Here is a 22,870-nt window from a genome sequence, read left to right as displayed (position 1 = left end):
AGTAAATAGCAGAAATCGTTGTGTAAGGATTTTGTTCTATTGTAAGTTCCTATTCTTGAGTACACGTTTAGCAAGTCTAAAAGCTTCGATCATACTGGTTGCATTTGCTTTACCTTTATAAGCAATATCATATGCGGTACCATGATCGGGTGAAGTCCTTACTATCGGTAGATTCGCAGTAAAATTAACACCGATATCAAAGTTCAACATTTTAAAAGGTATAAGAACTTGATCATGATACATCCCTAACACAGCATCATATTTTTCGAACAACTTATTTCCGAAAAAAGCATCTGGTACGAACGGACCTGAACAATTTTTACTGAATTTTTTGACGATAGGTCTAATAATGTTCAATTCTTCTTTACCAATTCTCCCCTCTTCGCCCGCATGCGGGTTTAATCCAAGAATTGCAATTTTGGGATTTATTATTTTAAAGTCACGCTTTAGAGAAAATATCATTGTAGAAACTATGTCGGTAAGTAATTTATTCGATAATATTTTTGGGACTTGTAAAATAGGTTTATGAATAGTAGCTAGTGCGGCAATCATCTTTGGTGAATAAAATAACATCAAAGGATTATTAATTTTAAATTTATTACCAAAAAAGTCGGTATGACCATCATATTTTATAGAAGCTAATTCCCACGAATGCTTAGAGATTGGTGCGGTTATTATAGCCGAATTTCTATCAACTATTTTTTTTGCAATTTCAATAGATTCAAAACTTATTGATCCTGATGTTTTAGTAGGTTTACCTTGTGTTAGCTTACCGTCATTAATTCCAATTACTTTTACATGGTCAGATGAAGAAGTATCGAAATTGTCATTTTCATAAAACTGGTACTTAAATTTCGGTTGGATTATTGATGAATTAATATCGAAAATATTTTTCGGACAGATGAAGATGAATTCATCTTTCTTATTGTAAACGGTATTAATTGTTTTGATCACTATTTCAGGACCAATACCGTTTGGATCTCCGCATGTGAAGATGAATCTATTCATCTTTAATTCACAATTTTATAATTACCTAGGCCGGTTATATCAACAAAAACAAACTCTACTTTGGGTGACATATATTTCCATACTTCAGTTATTTGATTCTTATCCGAATAGTACCGATCTACTTCAGCCGGTTCACCATATTTAATATAAATCTTTCCACGATCAGAAATATCACTAATATTCTTAGCTTTAGTATTATACTGTTTAATTGCATAATCCGCTCGATTATAAAACTCGGCTTTTAGTTGGTTGAAATGTGTTTTGGAATTCGGATCATATTTGTTCCAAAATAATTCAACCGCTTTGTCATATTCATTATCTGCTTCTTTAAATATTTTGTCCAGCTTATCTTCGCTTTCCATAATTTCTAATAACTGAAATGCAAATTTTGGATCACTCAATGATACGGGTTTATCAACCCAATCTACAAGCATTTCGCTTTCAAAATAAATTGAATCATTGTGGCTTATTTTTATTTTGAATTCACCTTGATTTAAATACCTTGAAAAATCATCAATAATAAATACAGAAGCTGGTTTATTAGAAGTATTTTCTTCAATGACTAATGTTTCTTTACATTTATTAATTGCAAATTGAGCAAAAAGTTTTCGTGGAACATTTCTTTTCAAAACTACTTCATCATTCTGCTTGATTTCAACTTCTATTGATCTTAAATAGTTATCGTAGATGGGGAAAAATAACTGATAATCTTCTTCACTAAATGGAATTGAATTTTCATAATTGACTAAAGAATAACCTAGAGAATTTCCACAATTAGAGTTTTTTCTAACCACTATTGGTGAGTTACTGTTTTTTTCAACCTTGAATGGTCTGAGAGGAACTTGTCTTTGAGTGTTATCGAGAGAAACTAAAGGATTAACAGTGACTTCACTTTCTGAAAGCGTAAAAGAAAGAATCCCTTCCAGAAATAAATCATTTCTATTAGTTGATTCATAATTGTTAACCGTAACTTTATCGTGCGTAAATTCTCGAGTAAGCACTCGGTCTTTACCGGTTACTTCAACTCTAAAAACAATTCCAGAAGTAAAATTCAAATCATCTTTGATAAAAACCAAGTTTGAATACGGAACTCTAAAAGAGACATAACATTTATTATTCGTATCACTCTGCACAACATGTGATTCTACATAGATTGGTTTTGAATTGCTATGTAATTTATTATCTCTTCTAGGTTGTGAGTTCAGAATTATCACGAAAGAAAAAAATACAATAAAATAGACGAAACTCTTCACAAAGTATCCATTTTCATTTTACAATTGGAAAACTAAAAGGAAAATCGCAAAAATACAGGGCATTTAGAATGGTCTTAACTATTCATACTCAGTAAGAATTCCTTGTTGTTCCTTGTACCTTTTATTTTATCGGACATAAATTCCATGGCTTCGATCGAATCAAAATCACTAAGTATTTTTCTGAGAATCCAAACTTTATTGAGTTCTTCTTCTGTAAGTAAGAGCTCTTCTTTTCTAGTTCCGGATTTATTCACATCAATAGCCGGGAATATTCTTCTATCGGAAAGTTCACGACTAAGAACCAATTCCATATTACCGGTACCTTTAAATTCTTCAAAAATTACTTCATCCATCCTACTTCCGGTTTCAATAAGAGCTGTAGCAATGATTGTTAAGCTCCCACCTTCCTCAATATTTCTTGCGGAACCAAAAAATCTCTTTGGTTTATGAAGGGCGTTTGAATCAACACCACCGGATAGGATTCTTCCGCTATGAGGAATAACTGTGTTATGAGCGCGAGCAAGACGAGTTATACTATCCAATAAAATAACTACATCATTTTTTGCTTCAACTAATCTTTTCGCTTTTTCAATTACCATATTAGCAACCTGTACGTGACGATCTGCCGGTTCATCAAAAGTTGAGCTTATAACTTCAGCTTGAACAGAACGCTGCATATCCGTTACTTCTTCAGGCCGTTCATCTATCAACAACATTATTAGTTTTACTTCCGGGTGGTTTCTTGAGATTGAGTTCGCAATTTTCTGAAGTAAGATTGTCTTTCCACTTTTCGGTGGAGAAACTATAAGCCCCCTCTGCCCTTTACCAATCGGTGCGAGAAGATCCATAATTCTCATAGAATATTCACCGGGTGCGGATTCAAGTTTTAATCGTTTTATAGGGTAAAGCGGTGTAAGGTTGTCAAATAAAGTGCGTTCTCTTATTTCTTCAGGATTTTGATCGTTAACAGCTTCAACTCTTAGCAATGCGAAAAATCGTTCTCCTTCCTTCGGTGGTCTTACTTGACCGCTTACGTAATCTCCCGTACGCAAACTAAATCTTTTAATTTGTGATGGGGATACATAAATATCATCCGGTGAAGGAAGGTAATTATAGTCCGCTGATCTTAGAAAACCATAACCATCAGCTAATACTTCTAGCACACCCTTTGAGAAGGTTAAACCATCTTTTTGAGTTTGTGCTTCTAAGATTTTGAAAATAAGTTCTTGTTTTCTTAAATCGCTATAGCCTTGTAAATCAAGGTCTTTTGCAATTTGATAAAGATCAACAATTTTTTTGGATTGAAGTTCAGAAATGTCCATTGGCATGATTTGCTTCCATGAATTGTTTGTAATGCATTCTTATTGAGTGACTTTAAGTCAATTTGATAAGGGGTTATTTAATGATTTATTGATTAATGAATTTGGTTGAAGGAGCAAGAGGAACAATTAAAAATTACCTCTATAGCCCCTAAATGTCAAGCATTTTTATTCATTAATTTAGATTTTATTTGTCCTAGCAGATAAATACTTCCTAGAACTACTAGACATTTTTTTCCCGTTTCGGTCTTAAACCGTAAAATGTATTCAACTGGATCGGGAATCAAATTTACTTTTACTCCAATTGAATCTGCAATATCCTTTATTTGTTCAATTGTTGCTGCTCTTTCATATTCAAATGTAGTAATATTAATTTTGTCAAATATATTATCGAACTGTAACAGCATTTTCTTTATATCTTTATCTTTCATTACACCAAATATTACTTCCCGATTATTATAATTATCTTTTTCATTTTTGAATTCGGAAATAAAATTGTTTATTCCTTCTTCATTGTGGGATGAATCTAATATTATTTTTGGATTTTCATTAAAAATCTCATATCGACCTTGAATTCCAGTATTCTTGATCACATTTAATATGCCACTATAAATAGATCGATAGGATTTAAAACTTATTGAATTTATAACCGTATGAATTGCTAAAGCTGCATTTTTTAATTGATAATTCCCAATTAATGGTGTCGAGTATAAATTAATTTTCTTACTACCTTCTATCAAGGTTACACTATCTTTATTGATTTGCAGTACCTCTCTTAAATTGTACAGTTCAGAATTGACTGAATTAGCTTTGTTAATCAAGACATTCTGAGCTTCTGCCGTCAGCAAACCTATAAAGGATTTTCTACCTCGTTTAATTATTTCTCCTTTCTCATAAGCAATTTGCTTTAACGTATCACCAAGAATATTGGTGTGTTCAAGACTAATTGTAGTAATAACCGAAGCAATTGGATCAATGACATTTGTTGCATCTAATCTTCCACCTAAACCGGTTTCAATTACGGCAAAATCTACTTTTTGCTCAGCAAAATATTTAAACGCCATTGCGGTAGTTAATTCAAAAAATGTTGGTTCATTTATATTAATATATTCATTTAATTCGTTCATAAAACTCATTATATACTCATCAGCAATCATTTGTCCGTTCACTCTAATTCTTTCATTAAACTTTACATAATGAGGTGAAGTATATAAACCGACTTTGTACCCTTCCTCCATGAGAATGCTTGTTATGAATGATGAAACACTCCCCTTCGCGTTTGATCCGGCAATGTGAAAACACTTTAAATTATTTTGCGGATTACTTAAATGATTAAATAGTTGTTTGGGTTTTTCTAATCCGAGCTTAATACCGAATTGATGTAATGAAAATAATTTTTGTAATGATTCTTCTAAATTCATGACGGAAGTTTATATGAGGCAATTATTTCAGATAATGATTTTATTTTCCTTTTGATGCAGTACTCTTTCAACCCTTCTAATATTTCTGTACCCGCTTGTGGATTAATAAAATTAACTGTTCCTATTTGAAATGCCGAAGCACCGGCAATCATAAATTCTACTGCATCTTTCCAATTCATAATACCACCGACACCAACAATTGGGATATCAACATTTCGACTGATTTCCAATACTTTAGCAAGTGCTACCGGTTTTATTGCGGGTCCGGAAAGTCCGCCGGTTACATTATAAATTTTCGGTTTACCAGTCCATATATCGAAAGCGGTTCCGACCAACGTATTGATTGCGGAAACTGCATCTGCACCTTCGGCTTTGGCAGCTTTTGCAAAATCCGAAATCCTAGCCACATTTGGAGAAAGCTTGATTATAATCGGTTTGTTTGTAACTGCTCTAACTCGTTCGGTAATTTTTCCTACCGCTGAAACATTATTGCCAAACTCCAACCCACCTTCTTTTACATTTGGGCATGAAACATTTATTTCGAATCCTTTAATTTCTTCTTCATTATCCAGTATAGAAGTACACTCAACGTATTCTTCGATAGTGTTTGCCGCGATATTACAGATTATGGTAGACTTAATTTCTTTTAGGAATGGTATCTTCTCCTTTACAAATGCTTCAACTCCAACGTTTGCTAATCCAATAGCATTCAACATACCGGATGATGTTTCAACAATTCTCTGCGGTGGATTTCCTTTACGAGGTTTAAGCGAAACTGATTTAGTAATAATCGCACCGATTTTACTTAAGTCGGTGAATTGAGAAATTTCATTTCCATAGCCGACAGTACCGGATGCAAGAAGTATGGGATTTTGTAATTCTAACGATCCTATTTTTACTTGTAGATTTACTTCACTCATAACTTAATATCCTTAGCATCGAAAACGGGACCATCTTTGCAAACGAGCAGATTTTTGTCTTCATCTGCTGAATGAACTGGGCATCCTTGACAAATCCCGAAACCGCAAGCCATAGCGCATTCTGTAGAGATTTGACATTCAACATTATTTTCAATCGAAAACTGTTGAAGAGACTTTAACATTGGTGTAGGACCGCATGCAAAAACAACTGTCTCTTCATTAATAAATTTTTCTTTGTGTGAGTTTAGTAACTCGACCACATTACCGTGAAAACCGACACTACCATCATCAGTTGCAATGTTAATATTTATTAGCCCGTGCTCAATTATAAAATCACTGTTTCTTGCACCGATTAAAGTTATTATTTCAATCTTTTCTTGCAAGACTTTTGTTAGGTAAGGAAACGGCGCAACACCCAATCCGCCAGCAACAAAAATTGCCCTCTTAAAATTTTTGTTATAGTTAAATCCATTGCCAAGTGGGCCAAGAACTTCTAGTTTATCACCCTTTATTTTTTCAGAGAGAATTCTTGTTCCTTCACCATGCACATCAAACATGAAATGAATGGAATCTCCATCTACATCACAAACACTAAAAGGTCTGCGAAGAAGTGGGAATTCATTTTCGCTGACTTTAATATTGCAAAATTGACTGGGTTTGATTTGGGATGCGATAATAGGTGCAAATGCTTTTAACAAGTAAATACTTGGTTGTAGTTTTTCGACTGATTGAATTACAATTTTTTCGTTGACCAAAGTGTACCTAAGAAATGCGGTGAGAAATTAGCTTTGTAAATTTATCTTAACTCTTTTTTGAATTCAATAGTTTTTGCTCGATAGCTGTAATTTTATCAAGTCTGCGTTGATGTCTTCCCCCGGCAAATTGAGTGCCCAAAAATACATCTATAATAGATTTAATTGTTTCTTCACCAAGTGATTTTGCACCTACACACAAAACACAAGCATTGTTATGTTCTCTTGCTGATTTGGCTGTAAATTCATTATAACAAGTTGCAGCACGAATTCCCGGAAGTTTGTTAATAACAATTGATGACGGAATTCCTGAAGCGTCTAACATGATTCCACGTTCGCATTCCCCGGTTAATCTTTTCTTTGCTATTTCTAAAGCGAAATCGGGATAATCACACGAATCATTACTATTTGTACCAACATCAATAATTATGAAACCTTTTTCTCTTAAATATTTTATAACTATTTTCTTCATCTCATAACCGGTATGATCTGAACCAATAGCAATAGTTTTTACTTCATTGCGTATGTTAGGTTCAATTAATAATTGGTCAGAAGTTGCTTCCACCAATTTAATTTTATGTGAACGAATCTTATCCATCGCTGATGGAGTTATAATTGTATTTCCTTTTACACTAAGTTCACTTTTGCCGGATCTCACAAGCTGAATAATATTTTCTTCTGTAATTAACTTTTTCATTTTAAGTTAAGTCACTTCTTTTATTCATTCTAAGATAATCAACAACATGTTTTACATCTTGTGCATTATTTCTATGACAAATAAGTAATGAATCCTTTGTATTTATTATTAATAAATGTTCGGCTCCAATTACTGCTGTAAACTTTTGAGGAGAGAAAATATAACTCCCAAAAGTATTCTCGGTATAAACATCCCCAATCTTTACGTTCCCCTCTTCATCTTTTGGAGTTATATCATAGACAGCTTCCCAAGAACCCAAATCGCTCCAATCAAATTCACCTTTTGTAACATATACGTTTTTGGAATGCTCTAATATACCATAATCAATAGAAATACTCTTTAGTTGTCCGTAAATATTGGTCAACGTTGCTTCGTAATTTTCTGTCCCAATCGAATTTTCAATTTCACAAATTCCACTGTAATGTTCTGGCAAATACTCATTTAGCTCATCCATAATAGCATCCAAAGTCCAAACAAATATTCCGGAGTTCCAAAAGAAGCCGCCATCTTCTAAAAATCTTCTAGCCGTAGCAATATTAGGTTTTTCAGCAAAATTTAAAACTTTATAAATATTATTCTCTTGCTCAACATCGTCCAATTGAATATAACCATAACCCGTTTCGGGGTATGAAGGTCTGATACCAATAGTAACCAACCTTTTAGAGTTTTTCGCAAATTCCGCTGCGCGAAGTATTGTTTTGTGAAATTCTTTTACATTATGAATGACGTGGTCTGCCGGAAGAACAATTGCAACTGCATCCTTATTTCGTTTTTTTAAGTGTGCGGTAGCTAGTCCGATACAAGGCGCAGTATTTTTCCCAAAAGGTTCATCAATAATATTTGCTTCCGGGATATTATATAATTGTTCGCGCACTCTGCTTTTCTGCAATCGATTTGTGATAATAAGAATATTTTCCTTTTTAACTATTCCTTCCAATCGATTTACAGTATCTTGAATTAAAGTGTTCTCACCTATAATCCTTATTAATTGTTTTGGTTTTTTCTTTTTACTTCTAGGCCAAAACCTGCTGCCCACTCCTCCGGCCATTATAACTGCATAAAGTTCCATCTTAAAATCTCCCTTTTCCGGCAACAATTGATTTGCCGAATTTTTCCGCTTTGTTCAAGTAAGCAGTAATATCAATTTCTTTTTGTTTAACAACGGCAACAATTACAATTAGACAGGCACGCATTCCTTCTACAGTTTCGTGAATCGGAGTAATTTCATTGTCCTTTATCTGAGCCAGCGCTTGAGTTATTATTCTATGCATGTTTGTAATAATTTCAAACCCAACTTTTTCCGAAAGTGAAGTATTAACTTCCATAAGTTCATAAAACTTTTTGATTTCTTCACCCGTGTAACTCAAATTTTCTAATTTTTTGAAAAATGCATCCAATTCTTTAACCGGTTTTAAAATAGTTTTTTCAAAATACTCAAAACTTATTTCATCGGACTCGATCACATCGTCGAGTACTAATTTTTCAGTAATTGAATGTTCTTTTTCAACAAGCTCAGCTTGTGGTCTGTGAATTTTAATTTCCGACATCGCTTCAGGTTTACTAGGTTTTTCACTTTTATCGGATTTGCTATCTCTATCTGAAATTTCTTTTAAAATATTTTTCATATTTAGAGGTGTAACGACATCAAGCACATTGTTTAGTTCTTTAATTAAACTGTGACTGTGTTCCTTAAACATGTCTGATATTTTCAAGAAATCAATTTTGGAAGTGGCAATAAAGCGGTAAATCTCATCCAGTTTGATTGCAAATTTAGATAGCGAAGTAACCTTTTTCATTTGTTGAATTTCAAATTCAATACTTGAACAACTTGAGAGATGTTCTCTTAAAATTGCGACAACCTCAATTTTCTCGGAACTTAATCTGAGATTATTTGAAGCTGTAATAATTGACTGAATTATGTATTGTTTAACTAGATTCATTTACAGAAATTCAACGAACTGTGCCCTGTGGAATCAAAATATTACTTAATAGAAAGCTTTATTTAATTATTAAATGTAATCAAAATTATTGACTTTATTAATCGTATACTTATTTTTAGATTTATAATACATTCTATCCGTTTTTGAACTTTTAATTAAAATGAAAGGTTTTCTATTTTATGCTTGGATATAGATTCAGCAAATATAATCCTATTCATAAATCATTTTCAGCATTCGATAAATTGCTTGATATTTTTATGCAATTAATCAATATAACGGCAGGAGATGTTTCAGAAGCACTCAATTGGATGAACGAACTTGATAGAAGGTACAATATTACAGATAATGATTACGGAATGGGTGATTTTATAGAAGATCTTAAAGACAAAGGATACATAGATGATAATCCTGCTAATCCCAATAAATTTAGTATAACCTCCAAATCGGAAAGAGAAATTAGACAACGTTCATTGGAAGAGATATTCTCAAAATTGAAGAAATCGGGTAAAGGTGATCATAGAACTCATTTCAGTGGGTTTGGTGATGACAAAACATCGGAAAGAAGAGATTTTCAATTTGGTGATACTTTAGATCAAATTGATGTGACTTCCTCAATTAAAAATGCACAAGTTAATCACGGGATAGATGATTTTCATCTCACAGAAAATGATTTGGAAGTTGAGGAAAATGAATTCAAGACAAATACATCTACTGTCTTGATGATTGACATTTCTCATTCAATGATATTGTACGGCGAGGATAGAATTACTCCAGCTAAAACTGTTGCAATGGCTTTAGCTGAATTAATAACTACTAAATACAAAAAAGATACCCTTGATATAATTGTATTCGGTAATGATGCATGGTCAATCGAAATAAAGGACCTCCCCTATTTGAAAGTCGGTCCATACCATACAAACACTTATGCCGGGCTGGAATTGGCAATGGATATCTTACGAAAACGGAAAACATCCAACAAACAAATTTTCATGATTACCGATGGCAAACCGACTTGCTTGAAGCAAGGTATAAAATATTATAAAAATAGTTTCGGTTTGGATCGAAAAATTATTAATAAAACATTCGATCAAGCTGCAAAATGTAAAAAACTCGGAATACCTATTACCACATTTATGATTGCAAGCGATCCATATTTGCAGCAGTTCGTAAGAGAATTTACAATTACTAATCAAGGTCGAGCTTATTACAGTTCACTAACCGGTTTAGGAGAATATGTGTTTGAAGATTTCGTTCGGAACCGAAGAAAAAGATTAAGATAAATGGAGAATTAATGCAAAAAAATATTGAATCAATAAAAACATTCGGTGAACTAAAAGCGTCCGGTTATAGAACTCGTTCAGTCAAGGATGAATTGCGTTCTAATTTAATTTATAAATTAAAAAATGGTGAAAATCCATTTGATGGAATTGTTGGTTATGATGAGACAGTTATACCTGATATTCAAACAGCAATATTATCTCGACACAATTTGATATTGCTCGGATTAAGAGGACAAGCTAAAACTAAAATTGCTAGATTGATTGTAAACTTATTAGACGACTATCTTCCTGTTATTGCCGGTTCAGAAATGCATGATGATCCTTTTAATCCATTGTCGCGTTATGCAAAAGATATCCTTAGTGAAATGGGCGACGATACCCCGATTGAGTGGATAAATAGAGATACACGCTATACAGAAAAATTGGCAACACCTGATGTTACAATTGCTGACTTGATTGGTGATGTTGATCCGATAAAAGCGGCAACTCTCAAACTTCCCTATTCTGATGAACGAGTAATTCACTTTGGATTGATTCCTCGTTCTCACAGAGGCATTTTTGTAATAAACGAATTACCTGATCTCCAAGCAAGAATTCAAGTTGCATTATTTAATATTCTTCAAGAAAAAGATGTTCAGATTCGAGGGTTTAAAATTCGATTACCTTTAGATGTACATTTTGTATTTACTGCAAACCCTGAAGATTATACAAATCGTGGTGCAATTGTAACTCCGCTAAAAGATAGAATTGAATCGCAAATATTAACTCATTATCCGCGTTCTATCAGCGACTCTAAAAAGATAACATCTTCGGAATCATCTTTAACATTTGATCAAAAAGAAAATATTATTGTACCGGATATATTTAAAAATCTAATTGAACAAATAGCAATGGAAGCGCGTAGTAGTGAGTATGTGGATTCTAAAAGTGGAGTCTCTGCGAGATTGACAATATCCGCATATGAAAATTTAGTCAGCACTGCTGAACGCAGAATGCTTCTGAATGGTGAAAATCTTACTACAATTAGGTTTAGTGATTTAGGCGGAGTAATTCCCTCAATAACCGGAAAAATAGAATTAGTTTACGAAGGAGAACAAGAAGGCCCTCTGAAAGTTGCTCACATATTAATCGGTAAAGCAATCAGAAATCAATTTGCAAACTACTTTACAAGTCCGGATCTAATGAAGAAAAAGAATCAAGAAAATCCTTATTCAAAGATCATTAGCTGGTTCAACTCCGGGAAGTATATTGATTTAAATAAAAATGCATCAAACACGGATTACAAAGATGCATTACATAAAGTTAACGGATTATCCGATTTAGTGAATACTTTTCATCAAAATGAAACTGAAGAAAATAAATTATTGCTCATGGAATTTCTGCTATTCGGTTTGTCCGAATATTCTTTATTAAGTAAAGAAGTAATTGAGTCCGGTCTAAAATTCAAAGATATGTTGAGCAGCATGTTTAACATAAATCAATCCGAAGATGATGAAGATTCAGAAGAAAATTATTATTAATTTTTAATAGCACTTCAACAAAATTAATTTGGAGATAAAATGTTAGTTACAACAACCAATACTGTAGAAGGAAAGAAAATTGCTAAATATCTTGGATTAGTCTCCGGTGAAGCAATTCTAGGTGCAAATATATTTAAGGATTTTTTACCGGAATTCGTGATATTGTTGGTGGACGTTCTGCTTCCTATGAAAAAGAATTACGACGAGCAAAAGATTTAGCAATAAGTGAAATGATAGACCAAGCAAGAAGTATGGGAGGTAATGCAGTTCTTTCAGTAGATCTAGATTATGAAACTATTGGTCAAGGCGGAAGTATGTTAATGGTTTCTGCAAATGGAACGGCTATTGTTTTAGAAGATTAATAATTAAGACAGGTTCGGATTATCTGAACCTGTCTTTATATTTAAGCCACTACAAATTTCTAGTTAAAATGAGGCTTATCCTTCGTGTTTTGTTTTAAAGCCTTTTTTCATCCAGCCTGTTGCTAAAAATAATCCAATAGGAGTTATAATAGCAATACACCCATAAATCAGCCACATCATTTCAGAGTTCATCATTGATTGGGGTACGTCACCGGGTATATAATTCATTAAGAACCAACCTGAATACAAACTAGTAACAATTTTTGTTAAGAACCACGGGAATTGCCCTATACCCATATAAATACCGGTCATGTTCTTTGGTGCTATTTCAGCGACCCATTGCAAAAATCGAGGCTGCCACATTGCTTCACCTATTGTCATTATAACGAGGTAAGCCATTAGATTGAAAAAGGTGGGTCCTGATGCTAAAATAAAAGTTGGCAATGCCATAACTGCAGTACCGATTATCATCATGTTATAAGTGTTTTTCTTTGAAGTAAGTGCCGTTACCATTGGTGCTAAAATGAAAATCAATATTGGATTGAGATTTACGAAGAACTCAAAATTATCTTGGACAAAACCATCGAACGCACGGCTTGTATATAACGGTAATGTTAACCAATTATGTGCAAAAAGTGTTTGAACGGGTATAAGAATAAAAATGAAAAATAGAAATCTCATATCACGCAACGGGAAATTCTTTATGTAGAATTTAAGTTTCTCTTTTGAGGTTAATTTATCCATTTCGTCTTCCTCTTCGGCTTCCTCTGCCGTCACACCGGATTCAGCTTTTATTTGGTCAACAGCATTCTTCATGGCTTTTTTCGTGATGATAAAGTAAACTATTCCAATACCCACAACTGTAAATATTGTCATAAACCAAAACACACCTGTAATTTCAAATGCTTTTCTTATAGGAGGAGAAATCAAACCCGGTAAAAATCCACCAAGATTCATTAGCGCATATAGCATTGCGTAGCCCATGGCGGCTGTTTTGGGTGTAGTTAATTTTTTAACACCGGCATAAGCTGCGGGTTGATAAATTCCATAACCAATTATTATACCCAAAATACCTAGCATTGCAAATACATGAGAAGTATTCCATAATCCGGGTAAACCTATTTCCGGTGATATTGTTAACAACAATCTACCTACAAGCATAAATGAAAGTGCTATCAGCAAAGCTTTTCTCAGACCAATCCAATCAACTGTTGCACCAAGGAATAACATAGCAATTGTTATACCGGCGGTAAGAATACCAACCATTCTTCCGGCATCAATATCATCAAGACCAATATACTGATTGAAAAAGATTGCAAGCAATCCTACAATTCCAAAGTAAGTCATACCCTCAATCACGTATGAAAAATTAAGTCCGAATAATGCTTTTGAGGTATGAGCTAAATCAATAAATGGTTGAGTTAGTTCTTTAATAATTCCTTTAAAGAAATTTCCATTTTTTGTTTCTTCAGTATTCTCTGTCATAATAAATCCCGATTATTATTTATAATATTTACTTCAGGTTCCAATTTTATTCCAAACTTATCATAAACATTTTGTTGAATGGTTTTTGCAAATTTAAGTATTTCTGATCCGGAAGCACCGCCATAATTCACAATTACTAATGCTTGGTCTATATGAGTTCCTACATCACCAACTCTTTTTCCTTTTAAACCGCATTTTTCAATCATCCAACCGGCTGAGATTTTATATACATTTTCATCATATGGAAATGCTACAATATCCGGATAATTTGTTTTAATTACTTCTAGTTCAGAAACGTTTACTTTTGGATTCTTAAAGAAGCTGCCGGCATTTCCTAGTTTTTTAGGATCAGGAAGTTTACTTGTTCTTATAAATACTACTGCATCTCTAATATTCTGGATGTTCGGTTCATCAATATTTGCAGATCTCAAATAAGAATCTAGCGAACCGTATGTTAAATTTATTTTTTTTTGTTTGGATAAAATCAGATTAACTTTTGTAACAATAAACTTTCCTTTTAATTCTTTCTTAAAAATACTTTCACGGTAGCCAAAATTACATTCATTATTTAGATAAACTTTCTGTTTCAGCGAATCAATAAATATACCTTCAACAGAATGTAAAACATTTTCTAGCTCAACTCCGTATGCACCAATGTTTTGAATTGGAGCGGCTCCAACCGAACCCGGAATTAAAGATAGGTTTACGATTCCGTAATAATTTTTCTTCACGGCATATTGAACGATATCATCCCATACTTCACCGGAACCAATTGATAACTTAACATCATTTTGAGAAATGTTTACTTCGCTGATTCCCTTAATATTATTATGGAGAATGACTCCATCATAATCATTGATGAAAAGAATATTGCTTCCCCCACCTAAAATAAATAACTGTCTTTTATCAATTTCTTTCGAGTTTAACAGTGCAATTAATTCTTCTTCAGAATTAAACCGCGCAAATTGTTTCGAAAAGCATTCAATGCCAAATGTATTATATTTTTTGAGAGAATAATTATGATGGACAGTACTCAATTCTTTCTCCAATCAATCTGTTCAATTTTTTCACCGTCGCTTACAAATAGAATTGCACCCAGTTCATCGGTTCGAAGAATTTGAGAATCGTGTGCAGATAATAAATCAATAACTGAATTGGATGGATAATTCATATAATTACCAAGCCCAACACTTATTACCGAATATTTTGGTTTAACAACATTGATTAATTCCGATGAAGTACTTACATCACTTCCATAATTTGCGACATGTAATATATCAGATTCTAAGAACTTATTATACGTCTCATTTAAAATGACTTCTCCCCTCTTTTCGATTCCCCCCATAAATAGAATACTTGTATTTCCATAAGCTATTTTAATACCAGCACTGAGATTATAAACATTCATACTGTTGTTAGTGCCCATACTTGTATGTGGGAATAAATATATCCGCGAATTTTCAAAATCGATTTTATTACCTGAGATGATTTCCCAATTCACATTCCTCTCATTAAGGTAAGTATTGAATAGTTCTAATTCGCTGTTATGTCCGGATATTTTGGGGATGAACAATGAATCATGCTTAATATTCTCAATCACATCCAAGACACCTAAATATTTTCTTCTACTAAAGTGTGATATAATTCCATACTCGATTTGATCTAATTCTAATAACTTTAATAAAGGAACAATAGTTTGACTTCCAGTACTGTATTCGCTTGAGGCGGAACCGAAATTTATTACAGCGAGTTTATTACTAGGAAATTTTACTATTGCAGATTCACTTTGACCAACATCGACTACCAAGATAGATAATTTCCCATCCGGTAAAATCTTAGTATCATCAACTTTGCTCCAGACTGCCAAATTAAACACAATTAATAAGACGAATATAAGTTTGGTTTTTAAAGAAACTAATTCTTTAAAGTATCTTGTAAAAAGAGCTAGCAATACTAAATAAACCAATCCGTCCCATACCGAATAATTAGGAAATTCTAAATATGAAAAAGGTAAAGATGACATTATGCTAATTATTTCAAAGGTTGACTCAACAATTCCTTCGTTTACCAAAATGTATAACGAATTTAATGGGAATGAAACAAGGCTAAGTACTAATGTTAGTATTCCTAGAGCAAGAATAAATCCAATTATTGGAATTATATAAAGATTAGCAATTATTGAAATGATAGAAAACTTCTGGAAATAATAAACTGTAAATGGTAATGTTCCAATTTGCGCGGCAATTGAAACAGATATAAATAATAGTAAAAAACTTATTGATTTATTGGTTGTAATTCTTCTTTCAATCAATCTTTTTAAGTTTGGTAGAAAAATAAAAATTGATAAAACAGCTGAAAATGACAGTTGGAAACCGGGATTAAATACTTGATGGGGATCGAAGACTAATATTATTAACGCAGCTAGTGCAAGTGTATTATAATTGCTTTGCTTGTTTGATCGGAGAAATGAAATTAATATTAAACTAGCCATTATTGAAGCACGAGTTACGGAGGGTGGTAATCCCGTTATAATCACAAATGCAAATAATCCGAGTATCGTAAATGCTATTCTCAAATAAATATTGAATCTACCTAATAAGAATAGAAGTATTAGAATAATAAAACCAACATGTAATCCGGAAACAGCAAGAACGTGAATCACTCCCGATTTTATAAATCCATCTTTTACATCATAACTGATTTCACTTCTATCAGCTAATAATAAACCCTTAAGTAATCCTGCTGTCTGAGGAGAATAAATGCTTTTAATTTTATTAGCGATAAAGTATCGGGCATTAAAGATGGCTGAATTGATAAATTCTCTCTCGTAATCAACAATTACAAAATCAAATGAAGAGTATGAATTAAGTATAGCTGTGATTCCTTGATTTGCTAAATATTCACGGTAATTAAAATCATTTGGATTTCTTTCATTTGGAGGAATACTTAGACTACCGAGTATGACTATTCTATTTCCGGGCTGAAGTTTCGATATTATTTGATCTATCTCTTTTTCATCATAATATAAATGCAACAAAACGTTAAAATCGATTTCAGTTTTATTATTTCCTTTAAGAATGCGATCAACTTTCAATGTTAAAGTCAATTTATCGCTTGGTAGCTGAATTTCATCAACTCGTCCGTCCAACAATACGTCTTTAACAAAATGATCTTTGAATGGATAAATTGGTTTATCTATTGTATGTGATTTATAATAAATTATACCGCTGAGTGAAATTAAGAACAAAATTAACAAGGAAATTACTACATCTCTATAATTGAACTTGATGAAGTTTAGTAGGATTGAAACAACAATCAACATCAGAAGCGTAACACTCAGATGAAGGATTTGGAAATCAATATAACCGCTAACAACAATACCAATAATAAAAGCAAGTGTAAATTTTATTAATGGGTAATCTCTCAATCAAATAGACCTATTATTGCGTTTTTAATTTGTGTAATATCTTTAATTTGCCGGGCAAGTTTATCGGAATGTTTACCGGCAGTTATTGTTAAAGCCGGGTTTCTCGTGTGCATTTTTACACTCATATCCTCAATATTTCCATGGTCAGAACAAATTAATAAAGTTATATCATCCGGAAGATTTGATAATATTAAATATAAAAATTCATCAAATGTATTTAGGATTTCATCCGCTACATCCTTAATTCTAAAATGTCCAATGTGATCCGTATAGAAATATTCAAAAAGTGTAAAATCATTTTCAGCTGCTAATTTAAATAGTCTCTCGGCTGCGAGCTCGGGAGTGATTATACGAAGATCATAATTCAATTTTGTAACCCAGCGACTATTATCAATTTCAGCACTTAATGCATTACCATTTGCAAGGTCAGTTTCACTTTTTAACGGAACACCCGAAAGCAAACAACTCAATGAAGTTACACTTAATCTCTTTTTACCGGAATCTATGTAATCAAAAAATATTTTTGGATATGCATTTGCAAATACAACTTTCTTGTTGAGATCAAGAAAAGATTTGAAAATATTTAATTTTTTCAAAAAAGGAATAAGTTCTGAATGCGGATAAGGGCCGAAGTGCCTCCCCAGAATACTTGGTGCGTTAATTCCACAAAATATTGAAGTTTGACCTGTTCCACTTTGTGGTAGATCACTTACACCAAGACAAGCATCGGTGGGGAAAATATATTTACCGTCTTTCTCTATAAGTTGATTTTGTAAATGCGGAACTTCGCCGAAGATATCATGGATGAATTTAAATCTTCGGGTAAAAAAAATATTTTTATTCGAGTCATTCTCGCCTATCCCGACTCCGTCCACAAATATCATTAATACTTTTGACATTTATTTAGATTCGACCATAATTGTTACCGGACCATCATTTATAATTTTCACTTCCATCATCGCCCCGAATTGACCGGTTTTAATTTTAGAATCACCCAGATTGGATTTCAATCTAGAAATAAATTGTTGATAAATTTTATCAGCCAATTCCGGACTTGCTGCCTCTGTATAACTTGGTCTGTTTCCTTTTCTTGCATCTCCATATAATGTAAATTGAGATATGACTAAAATTTCTCCGTCAATATCCTTTACAGATAAATTCATTTTACCACCATCATCCGGGAAGATTCTGAGATTTGAACATTTATCCGCAACAAAATTAATTTCGTTCTCTCCATCTTCGTGAGTGACACCAAGAAGAATAACTAATCCTTTTCCTATCTCAGCAGAATAATTATTCTCACTTATATAAACGCCACCTTCTTTTACCTTTTGAACTAATGCTCTCATTTTATTCTACCTAAAATTATTCGATCAATATTCTGCAAATCCTTTATCGTTTTTACATGTTCAAAAGAATGTTCTTCAAATAATTTATACAAGGTGCTTTCTTGACCTTGGCCTATTTCAAAAATTACAAATCCATTGGATCGTAGCAGCCTATCATTATTGGAAAGAATATTTCTATAGAATTTAAATCCATCATCATTATCAGTCACACTTTCTCTCGGTTCATAAGCGGTGATCTCTTTTTGAAGATTTTGATATTCTTGTGAAGATACATACGGTGGATTTGAAACGATTACGTCAAACTTTTGATCCGGAACATAATCAGCAATATCGGAAATAATGAAATTTATCTTATCTCTAACATTATTCTTTTCAGCATTCTTAACTGCTGTATCTATCGCTTCTTTGGAAATATCGATTGAAGTAATTGTAACTCCATTCAGATTTGCTGCGAGGGATACTGGAATATTACCTGAGCCTGTTCCTACATCTAATATGTTTGTATAGTTATATTCGTTAATTAGATTAATCGCTTCATCAACTAATAACTCAGTTTCTGGTCGAGGAATTAACACTGACTTATCAACTTTAAAATTTAAATTGTAGAACTCAACTTCACCCAAAATATATTGAAGTGGTTCAAACTTCCCTCTTCTAGCAATAAATTCTCTTAATTGCACTATTTCTTCTTCAAGCAAAGGTCTATCAAATGCTAAATATAAATCAAGTCTTTTACATTGAAGAACATGAGCCAGCAAAAGTTCAGCGTTCATTCTTGGTGATTCAATTCCTTTTTCTTCCAAATAACTTGTTGAAAGTTGAATTGCATTAAGGACCGTCAGTATTTGATTTTTATTATTCATATTGTTTAAAATAAAAAAGGGATGTGATAATTACATCCCTTTCAAACTAATTCTGTAATTAAATATTACTTATATGTTTCGAGAATATATTCTGCAACAGCTTTTGCCTCATTTGGTTTAAGACCTTGATTTGGCATTGCCGGATAATTGGGATCTACTTTGACCGGATTGAGTATAAATTGCACAAGTCCTTCTTTATCACCGTCATATTTAGGTAATATCTCTTTATACGGTGGTCCGACTAAGACTTTATCAAATTGGTGACATGCAATACACTTACCGTTGTAAATATCCTCACCGCTTATCGTGACAGTAGATAAACCCAAACTTGCTTTAAAATCTTCTTCATATTTGATAAACTCAGCTTCCAATCCGGCTAAGTGCTGCTTTGATGCCGTGCTAAATGCAATTTGATCTTTTGCATTAGAGAAAATAAATACGAATATAACCAACACAACCAATGTTGTTACATAGTTTACTTTAGAATCCTTCATCATGACATATAACAAGGTAGCAATAAGTAGCAATGAGATAAGCATTAACAAAATCGAGATAAACCCAAAGTAAGCTAAAGAACCCGGTGGTGTAAAGAACATTGTAAATAAAACAAATACCGGCAGAATAATCGTCAAAACTAATGAAAGATTTATCGAATACTCACGTACAAAACTCACATATTCTGAATCAGCCTGTTCATCTTGTTTATATTTATATGTATAAAATAATCCGGCAATTAATGTTACCGCTACAGATAAGATAAAAAAGTAAATTAAATAGGATAAGCTCTTTACTGAAAATAATGATGCGATAATAGAATAATCACTTCCCCACAGTTCAGAATTAGATGCCTGGGCGATTGCACCAATAAAGAGGAAAGCAGCTAATGAGAAAAATATCAAACTCCATAAATCTGTTTTTTCAAACTTATGTCTGGCATCGTTACCGTAACTTTCAAAAGTTTCTTTTGTGTCGGATTCATCAAAACTTATTTGCTTTGTTTGAACGTATTCGAAAATGGTTTTTAAGTTAAAACTGTGCTTGTAAGAATAAATCAGAATTATACCGATTATAAATGAAGCTGACGACAATAAAACCAAAGTCAAGACACTTGAGGAAGAATTCTGTAAAAGCTGTAAGTAACAAAACAATGTACTTAGTAGAGGAACAATACCTAAAGCGTACACAACACTTCTATTAAAAGTGACTATATTTATTAAATCCCGAGCATAACGTATATACTTGCCATCGTTCTCTTTTGTACTCTTCTTTTTGAGAATAATAGAAAGAAAGCTCGCCCCAATCAATAAAGATAAATACGGAAGAAATAACGTGAAAGTTAATCCGAGCAAATATTTTAATAATATCAAATGCTCATGAGATTGAGGAAGAGCTAAATTTTTTAGAAAATCCATACTGCATTTCCTTAAAGTTGTCTGAAAATAAGTTTATCGACTGAAATAATTATAACAACAATCAACACATATACATTTATCAATAAAAATGCTTTTCTAAAAACTCTCTTGTTTAAATAATCTTTAATAACATTTATTGATTTATATACTAACCAAAAACCGGCGACTAACAGTAGAACTGCCGTAATAATATTAGCATTAAAGCTAAATAAAGGAATTAGCAAACTGCTAATAGCCAAAGCTATTATCCACATATAAGTAATTCTGCTCAGTTGTGCATCAGAAAATATTTTAGTTAATGTCGGGAAACCAGCCTTTTCATAATCCTCACCATATATTAAAAGCAATAACCAGAAATGAGGAATTTGCCATATAAAGAAGAAAAGCGCTAAAGCTAAAGCTTGAGCATCCCATAAATAACCGCCCGCTGCCACCCATCCGATTACCGGAGGTAAAGCCCCAACAATTGATCCGGGAACAACTGCTAATGCATATCTCTTCTTTAATGGAGTATAAAATAAATTATACCAAAGAAGCGTAATCCATCCTAAAATTAAAGCCACATATCCGGATGAAAAATAAATTGATGCACTTCCAATAATTATAAGAACGATTGCAAATGTTAATCCGGCAAAAGGTGAAATCTTTCCCGATGCTAGTGGACGATTTTTTGTCCGTTCCATCATTGCATCAGTATTTATTTCTTGATAATGATTAATTGCAGATGATCCACAAGCTAAAATTAAAACACCGACTGACGGTAGAATAATTCTTGTCGAAAGCTCTCCTGCAAATTGAATAAACCCTACTGCTGTTGAAATCGCTATAAAAAAAGTTATTCTAATTTTTGCTAATTCAAGAAACGGATTGATTTTGTTTTTCACCGTTTCGAAATAATTACTCAATTTATACTCTTTATACTCTCAATAACTTCTAATAATTCATCATCGTTAAGATTATAAGTTTGTACCGGCATCATTCCATAAACAAATCCTTTCACGATATCGGCATTGGGATCGATGATTGATCTTCGAATATATTCTTCATCAACAATAATTTCTCTTTCTTCACCATCGGTTAAAACAATTTTCTTGTTGCCGACTAATCCCTTAAATGATGGAGCTAATTTTTCCGTTCCGTCGATAGTATGACAAGTCATACAACCTTTTTCAACCAACAACGAGTGATTTGTTAATTGTGCCATTGGAACTTCTTCATTCAATATATCAGTAGAATCATTTTGCGCATCCGAATCATACCATGATGCAAACTCACGCTCATCCATTGCTATCACGGCACTGTACATCATAGAATGTTTTAATCCACAATATTCCGCGCAAGCAATATCGTATCTTCCTATTGTTTCAGCCGTAAAAGATAAATAAGTTGTTCGACCGGCAATAACGTCTTCTTTAATTCTAAAAGCCGGGATATAAAGAGAATGGTTTACGTCAGCTGATTCCATAGTTAACCTAATAGGTTTATCTACAGGAATATATAACGAATCAGTTTTCTTGCCATTGGGGTAATTGAATTCCCAAGCCCACATTCTGGCAGTAACTTCAATTTCAAATGCATCTTCCGGGATATATCTAATTTTGCTAAATCCTAAATAACCATAATAAAACATTGCTAATACCAGAATTGTCGGAATGCCGATCCAAAGAATTTCTAACCATAAATTTCCATGAATATCAACCGGTTTGTGTCCTTTCTTTCGATGATACTTGAAAACAAAAAATATCATCGCGACCGTAACCCCAATCAGTAATACTACGGAAATCGCGACAATAAAAAGCATTACATCGTCAACGGTCTCAGTAGTGGATGCCGGAGCTGTGCCAGATAAAAATCCAAACATT

At 32.9% G+C, this 22,870-nt stretch carries 20 protein-coding genes and 1 pseudogene; 3 read left to right on the top strand and 18 right to left on the bottom strand.

The features are described from left to right. Positions 1-36: 36 nt before the first annotated feature. From pdxA to QY331_08010, 9 genes are all read right to left on the bottom strand, one after another. Entirely contained in the window at positions 37-1,008 is a 972-nt protein-coding gene (gene pdxA / locus QY331_08050; protein WKZ71196.1) for a 4-hydroxythreonine-4-phosphate dehydrogenase PdxA, read from the bottom strand. A gap of 2 nt (positions 1,009-1,010) precedes the next feature. Further along, positions 1,011-2,261, bottom strand: a complete 1,251-nt coding sequence (locus QY331_08045) for a GWxTD domain-containing protein (protein ID WKZ71195.1) — start codon at positions 2,259-2,261, stop codon at positions 1,011-1,013. Between the two features lie 74 nt (positions 2,262-2,335). After that, positions 2,336-3,583 carry a transcription termination factor Rho gene (rho, locus tag QY331_08040; protein ID WKZ71305.1) on the bottom strand — a complete coding sequence of 416 codons (1,248 nt, stop codon included), beginning with the start codon at positions 3,581-3,583 and terminating at the stop codon, positions 2,336-2,338. A gap of 155 nt (positions 3,584-3,738) precedes the next feature. Continuing rightward, positions 3,739-5,001, bottom strand: a complete 1,263-nt coding sequence (locus tag QY331_08035; GenBank protein ID WKZ71194.1) for a folylpolyglutamate synthase/dihydrofolate synthase family protein — start codon at positions 4,999-5,001, stop codon at positions 3,739-3,741. Next, complete coding sequence (locus QY331_08030; GenBank protein ID WKZ71193.1) at positions 4,998-5,921, bottom strand: dihydroorotate dehydrogenase; 924 nt, start codon at positions 5,919-5,921, stop codon at positions 4,998-5,000. Before QY331_08030 ends, QY331_08035 begins: the two co-directional genes overlap by 4 nt. Then, on the bottom strand, positions 5,918-6,676 hold the full coding sequence (locus QY331_08025) for a dihydroorotate dehydrogenase electron transfer subunit (protein ID WKZ71192.1): 759 nt from the start codon (positions 6,674-6,676) through the stop codon (positions 5,918-5,920). Before QY331_08025 ends, QY331_08030 begins: the two co-directional genes overlap by 4 nt. A 46-nt stretch (positions 6,677-6,722) precedes the next feature. After that, entirely contained in the window at positions 6,723-7,370 is a 648-nt protein-coding gene (gene rpiB / locus QY331_08020) for a ribose 5-phosphate isomerase B (protein ID WKZ71191.1), read from the bottom strand. Position 7,371: 1 nt separating this feature from the next. Beyond that, on the bottom strand, positions 7,372-8,439 hold the full coding sequence (locus tag QY331_08015) for a mannose-1-phosphate guanylyltransferase (GenBank protein WKZ71190.1): 1,068 nt from the start codon (positions 8,437-8,439) through the stop codon (positions 7,372-7,374). A gap of 1 nt (position 8,440) precedes the next feature. Next, positions 8,441-9,310 (bottom strand): hypothetical protein, encoded by an 870-nt coding sequence (locus QY331_08010; protein WKZ71189.1) that lies wholly within the window; start codon positions 9,308-9,310, stop codon positions 8,441-8,443. A 179-nt stretch (positions 9,311-9,489) separates the two neighbouring features. On the opposite strand from QY331_08010, the gene QY331_08005 reads away from it, so the two are divergent. From QY331_08005 to QY331_07995, 3 genes and pseudogenes are all read left to right on the top strand, one after another. Then, positions 9,490-10,590, top strand: coding sequence for a hypothetical protein (locus QY331_08005; GenBank protein ID WKZ71188.1), 1,101 nt, complete (start codon positions 9,490-9,492; stop codon positions 10,588-10,590). Between the two features lie 11 nt (positions 10,591-10,601). Continuing rightward, positions 10,602-12,110: a sigma 54-interacting transcriptional regulator gene (locus tag QY331_08000; GenBank protein ID WKZ71187.1), complete on the top strand. Its 1,509-nt coding sequence runs from the start codon at positions 10,602-10,604 to the stop codon at positions 12,108-12,110. A gap of 39 nt (positions 12,111-12,149) precedes the next feature. After that, positions 12,150-12,472 (top strand): annotated as a pseudogene (locus QY331_07995) (heavy metal-binding domain-containing protein). A 75-nt stretch (positions 12,473-12,547) separates the two neighbouring features. Here the strand turns inward: QY331_07995 and QY331_07990 are convergent. The 9 genes from QY331_07990 to coxB form a co-directional block, all read right to left on the bottom strand. Then, positions 12,548-13,957 carry an MFS transporter gene (locus tag QY331_07990; protein WKZ71186.1) on the bottom strand — a complete coding sequence of 470 codons (1,410 nt, stop codon included), beginning with the start codon at positions 13,955-13,957 and terminating at the stop codon, positions 12,548-12,550. Beyond that, complete coding sequence (murB, locus tag QY331_07985; protein WKZ71185.1) at positions 13,954-14,994, bottom strand: UDP-N-acetylmuramate dehydrogenase; 1,041 nt, start codon at positions 14,992-14,994, stop codon at positions 13,954-13,956. The genes QY331_07990 and murB overlap by 4 nt, the downstream gene beginning before the upstream one ends. Then, positions 14,991-17,384, bottom strand: a complete 2,394-nt coding sequence (locus QY331_07980) for a DNA internalization-related competence protein ComEC/Rec2 (protein WKZ71184.1) — start codon at positions 17,382-17,384, stop codon at positions 14,991-14,993. The genes murB and QY331_07980 overlap by 4 nt, the downstream gene beginning before the upstream one ends. After that, positions 17,381-18,283 (bottom strand): metalloenzyme, encoded by a 903-nt coding sequence (locus QY331_07975; protein WKZ71183.1) that lies wholly within the window; start codon positions 18,281-18,283, stop codon positions 17,381-17,383. The genes QY331_07980 and QY331_07975 overlap by 4 nt, the downstream gene beginning before the upstream one ends. After that, positions 18,284-18,733, bottom strand: a complete 450-nt coding sequence (gene dtd / locus QY331_07970) for a D-aminoacyl-tRNA deacylase (GenBank protein WKZ71182.1) — start codon at positions 18,731-18,733, stop codon at positions 18,284-18,286. It abuts the gene before it with no gap. Then, positions 18,730-19,596 (bottom strand): peptide chain release factor N(5)-glutamine methyltransferase, encoded by an 867-nt coding sequence (prmC, locus tag QY331_07965; GenBank protein WKZ71181.1) that lies wholly within the window; start codon positions 19,594-19,596, stop codon positions 18,730-18,732. Before prmC ends, dtd begins: the two co-directional genes overlap by 4 nt. Positions 19,597-19,661: 65 nt before the next feature. After that, positions 19,662-21,008 (bottom strand): c-type cytochrome, encoded by a 1,347-nt coding sequence (locus QY331_07960; protein ID WKZ71180.1) that lies wholly within the window; start codon positions 21,006-21,008, stop codon positions 19,662-19,664. An 11-nt stretch (positions 21,009-21,019) separates the two neighbouring features. Continuing rightward, positions 21,020-21,913 (bottom strand): protoheme IX farnesyltransferase, encoded by an 894-nt coding sequence (locus QY331_07955; GenBank protein WKZ71179.1) that lies wholly within the window; start codon positions 21,911-21,913, stop codon positions 21,020-21,022. Further along, on the bottom strand, positions 21,910-22,869 hold the full coding sequence (gene coxB / locus QY331_07950; GenBank protein WKZ71178.1) for a cytochrome c oxidase subunit II: 960 nt from the start codon (positions 22,867-22,869) through the stop codon (positions 21,910-21,912). The genes QY331_07955 and coxB overlap by 4 nt, the downstream gene beginning before the upstream one ends. Position 22,870: the final 1 nt, after the last annotated feature.

Source organism: Melioribacteraceae bacterium (assembly GCA_030584085.1).
Taxonomy (GTDB): Bacteria; Bacteroidota; Ignavibacteria; order Ignavibacteriales; family Melioribacteraceae; genus SURF-28.
Note: the sequence above shows the minus strand (reverse complement) of the source record. Positions and strands in the feature narration are given on the sequence as shown.

Coding starts and splice junctions, on each gene's coding strand:
- pdxA (WKZ71196.1), bottom strand. CDS start 1,008: ATGAATAGATTCATCTTCACATGCGGAGATCCAAACGGTATTGGTCCT.
- rho (WKZ71305.1), bottom strand. CDS start 3,583: ATGGACATTTCTGAACTTCAATCCAAAAAAATTGTTGATCTTTATCAA.
- QY331_08035 (WKZ71194.1), bottom strand. CDS start 5,001: ATGAATTTAGAAGAATCATTACAAAAATTATTTTCATTACATCAATTC.
- QY331_08030 (WKZ71193.1), bottom strand. CDS start 5,921: ATGAGTGAAGTAAATCTACAAGTAAAAATAGGATCGTTAGAATTACAA.
- rpiB (WKZ71191.1), bottom strand. CDS start 7,370: ATGAAAAAGTTAATTACAGAAGAAAATATTATTCAGCTTGTGAGATCC.
- QY331_08015 (WKZ71190.1), bottom strand. CDS start 8,439: ATGGAACTTTATGCAGTTATAATGGCCGGAGGAGTGGGCAGCAGGTTT.
- QY331_08010 (WKZ71189.1), bottom strand. CDS start 9,310: ATGAATCTAGTTAAACAATACATAATTCAGTCAATTATTACAGCTTCA.
- QY331_08005 (WKZ71188.1), top strand. CDS start 9,490: ATGCTTGGATATAGATTCAGCAAATATAATCCTATTCATAAATCATTT.
- QY331_08000 (WKZ71187.1), top strand. CDS start 10,602: ATGCAAAAAAATATTGAATCAATAAAAACATTCGGTGAACTAAAAGCG.
- QY331_07990 (WKZ71186.1), bottom strand. CDS start 13,957: ATGACAGAGAATACTGAAGAAACAAAAAATGGAAATTTCTTTAAAGGA.
- QY331_07975 (WKZ71183.1), bottom strand. CDS start 18,283: ATGTCAAAAGTATTAATGATATTTGTGGACGGAGTCGGGATAGGCGAG.
- dtd (WKZ71182.1), bottom strand. CDS start 18,733: ATGAGAGCATTAGTTCAAAAGGTAAAAGAAGGTGGCGTTTATATAAGT.
- prmC (WKZ71181.1), bottom strand. CDS start 19,596: ATGAATAATAAAAATCAAATACTGACGGTCCTTAATGCAATTCAACTT.
- QY331_07960 (WKZ71180.1), bottom strand. CDS start 21,008: ATGGATTTTCTAAAAAATTTAGCTCTTCCTCAATCTCATGAGCATTTG.
- coxB (WKZ71178.1), bottom strand. CDS start 22,869: ATGTTTGGATTTTTATCTGGCACAGCTCCGGCATCCACTACTGAGACC.